3 protein-coding genes and 1 pseudogene are annotated in these 2,880 nt (G+C 42.5%); 3 read left to right on the forward strand and 1 reads right to left on the reverse strand.

The annotated features are described in order from the left end of the window. Positions 1–190, forward strand: a pseudogene (locus tag H6F47_RS27120) (hypothetical protein); the annotation flags it as partial. On the opposite strand, the gene H6F47_RS27125 reads toward H6F47_RS27120, so the two are convergent. Then, complete coding sequence (locus H6F47_RS27125) at positions 169–1,242, reverse strand: amino acid ABC transporter substrate-binding protein (protein ID WP_137669425.1); 1,074 nt, start codon at positions 1,240–1,242, stop codon at positions 169–171. The pseudogene H6F47_RS27120 and the gene H6F47_RS27125 sit on opposite strands and share 22 nt — an antisense overlap. Positions 1,243–1,511: 269 nt before the next feature. Here H6F47_RS27125 and H6F47_RS27130 point away from each other — a divergent pair, with 269 nt between their 5' ends. Next, positions 1,512–2,069, forward strand: a complete 558-nt coding sequence (locus tag H6F47_RS27130; protein ID WP_096569485.1) for a hypothetical protein — start codon at positions 1,512–1,514, stop codon at positions 2,067–2,069. Positions 2,070–2,180: 111 nt separating this feature from the next. Further along, a complete protein-coding gene (locus tag H6F47_RS27135) occupies positions 2,181–2,825 on the forward strand; it encodes a DUF3318 domain-containing protein (RefSeq protein ID WP_096569482.1) in 645 nt (214 codons plus the stop codon). The last annotated feature ends 55 nt before the right edge of the window (positions 2,826–2,880 follow it).

Genomic DNA, 2,880 nt, shown 5'->3' on the forward strand with positions numbered 1-2,880 from the left:
TCACCAGTCACCAGTCCCCAGTCACCAGTCCCCAGTCCCCAGTCACCAGTCACCAGTCCCCAGTCCCCAGTCCCCAGTCACCAGTCACCAGTCACCAGTCCCCAATCACCAATCACCAATCACCAATCACCAATCACCAATCACCAATCACCAATCACCAATCACCAATCACCGAAATGGAGGAGAATAGAGTAAACCTCCTTTGGTGTAAAGTTGATTTTGACCACGGGGAAGATTGAGTTTTGTGTTTGTACCCAGGTTGCGATCATAAATTTCGCCATAGTTACCAACGTGCTTAACTATTCTGGCTGCAAAATCATTAGTTAAACCAATTCCTTCACCTAAATTTCCTTCTGTTCCTAAAAAACGCCTAATTTCTGGATCATTGCTATTAGCAAATTGTCCTATATTTTGGGAATTAATTCCTAATTCTTCGGCTTTTATTAAACTATAAACTACCCATTTAACTACATTATTCCATTGGGGATCACCTTGAGCAACTGCTGGCGCTAAAGGTTCAGAAGATAGCAAATCATCGAGAATGATATTATCATCAGGTTTGGGTAAAGTTGTGCGTCGAGAAACCAAAGCTGAACGATCCGCAGTCACTCCATCACAACGCCCTTCTGCATAAGTGGCAAAAGTAATATTAATATCTTCAAAAACAACGGGTTTATAACTAATGCTTCGTTTTCGCATTTGATCCGCTAAATTTTGTTCAGTAGTTGTACCAGTTTGGGCGCAAATTGCTTTATCTTTTAAATCTGCTAAAGACTTGATACCGCTATTTTTGCGAACCATAATAGCTTGACCATCGTAAAAAACCACAGGGGCAAAATTTAAACCCACTGAAGTATCACGGCTTAACGTCCAGCTAGTATTGCGGCTTAATAAATCTACTTCACCAGTTTGCAAAGCTGTAAATCTTTCTTTAGCATTTAAGTTACGATATTCTACAGCATCAGGATTGTCAAACAAAGCCGCAGCTACAGCGCGACAAATATCCACATCAATCCCATTATATTGACCCTCAGTTCCCACAAAACTAAAACCCGGTAACTCACCACTAACACCACAAATTAGCTGTCCACTGGTTTTAACTTTACCAGCAATATTGCGAGTTACTTGTTGTACAGTGTTAGTGGCTGTATTTTCCGTTGTACCTGAATCACCCTCACAACCAGCAATAGTAAAAATGAAAGGAGCGATCGCCAGCAAAAAAGCTAATTTACGTACAAGCATAACTTAAAATAAATAAATGTGTTTACAGCAGATTGCATATCAATAAGGTACAAAATCTCAATTGAACCTACTAACTCCTAGACAGAAACAGAGTTTTACTCCTGACTTTTTGATCTCCTGACTCCTTGATCTCCTGCTGTAATAAGAATGTATCTACCAAAGAATAGAATACACCTTGAGGACAACTCACTACACAAGTAAATTCAATGCCCATAGCAGGTTAAACTAGGTGTGGTGACAGTCGCTCCACCGTTCCTTATGAGGCTTTTATGGGAGCTAATCTGAAACAAATAGCCAATTACTTAGATAACCTTGGCTGGGAATACCGCTTTGATGAAGCAGAAGACAGAATTATCACAGGTGTAGAAGCTGATCATCTAGACGATTTTCTCATAGTCGTGCAGTTGGATGAAGACGGAAAATTTTTCCGAGTTTTTGCCCCTCAAGTTTTAGCAGGAGTCAAAGAACATCCTTATAAAGCTTCTATTCTCCAGACAATGCTGGCCATTTCTTGGGAAACCAAAATGCTGCAATGGGAATATGATCCCTCCGATGGCGAAATCCGTGCCATTATAGAATTTCCCCTAGAAGACTCCATACTCACCGAAAGACAATTTCACCGTTGCCTAAGCGGGTTAATTCAAGTTGTTGATAGCATCGCCTTACCGCGACTCAAACAAGTGATGGCCACAGGTGAAGATCCAGGTAATATAGAACTAGGGGAAAGACTGTTACTCAGTATTCAGGAAGAAGCCCCAGGACTACTGGATCTATTAGAAAAAGCAATGGAAGCTCGGAAAAAGCGGGGAAGTTTTCCCAATGAGTGAAGCGGATCATTGCTGAAATAGCTATCACAGGCTTCGCCTTGAAAGTGAGAGTGTCAAACTCCAAAGTGATAACCTAACTAATATACAGAAATTTTTTAGGGCTGGATTTTTATGACATCCTATACAACCTCCTCAGCTAAAGCGGAAATGAGTGAACTTCGGCGGTTAAAAAGCTTGCTACCACCAGAATTACAAAGCTGGGTGACAGTGGAAGGAACAACCGAAGTAAGTCCACCCCTGATCCGTTGCGAAGAAATTGGTAAAGATCAAGTAGAAATTCAAATCGACTTGGTAAAATGGGATGCTTTAGCAATGGATCAGCGTAATCTTCTGTTTTGGCATGAAGTTGCTCGTATCCAAAATGACACCATTCCTAAAGATGGTTGGGAAATGGCCGCACTGGCTATTGGTTTAGGTGGTGCTGTAGGTGAATTATGGGTACAGGATGGCTTACTGCTAGTGTTAGCGTTGGCGCTTTGTGGTGTTTCCGGTTGGCGACTCTATCAAAAAAATAATGGGGAAAAGCAAATAAAAGAATTAATTGATGCTGACGAAAAAGCGATCGCCCTGGCCACCCGTTTTGGTTATAGTCTCCCCAACGCCTACAAGAGTTTAGGTAGTGCCTTAAAAACCTTAATTGACACCACCCCCGGTAAGCGTCAGCGTTCCCGCTATGAAGCCAGACTTTCCGCCCTCAAACGCAGCGCCAACAAAGCAAAAGCCAAATCTAGACCTATGGACGACGCAGGACTGTAGGAAGCAGGGAGCAGGGAGCAGGGAGCAGGGAGCAGGGAGCAGGGAGCAGGGAGCA

The sequence above is a fragment of the Sphaerospermopsis sp. FACHB-1094 genome (assembly GCF_014696195.1).
Taxonomy (GTDB): domain Bacteria; phylum Cyanobacteriota; class Cyanobacteriia; order Cyanobacteriales; family Nostocaceae; genus Sphaerospermopsis; species Sphaerospermopsis kisseleviana.

Excerpts from the sequence above, each read along its gene's own strand:
- H6F47_RS27130 (WP_096569485.1), top strand. The coding sequence starts at position 1,512 with ATGGGAGCTAATCTGAAACAAATAGCCAATTACTTAGATAACCTTGGC.
- H6F47_RS27125 (WP_137669425.1), bottom strand. The coding sequence starts at position 1,242 with ATGCTTGTACGTAAATTAGCTTTTTTGCTGGCGATCGCTCCTTTCATT.
- H6F47_RS27135 (WP_096569482.1), top strand. The coding sequence starts at position 2,181 with ATGACATCCTATACAACCTCCTCAGCTAAAGCGGAAATGAGTGAACTT.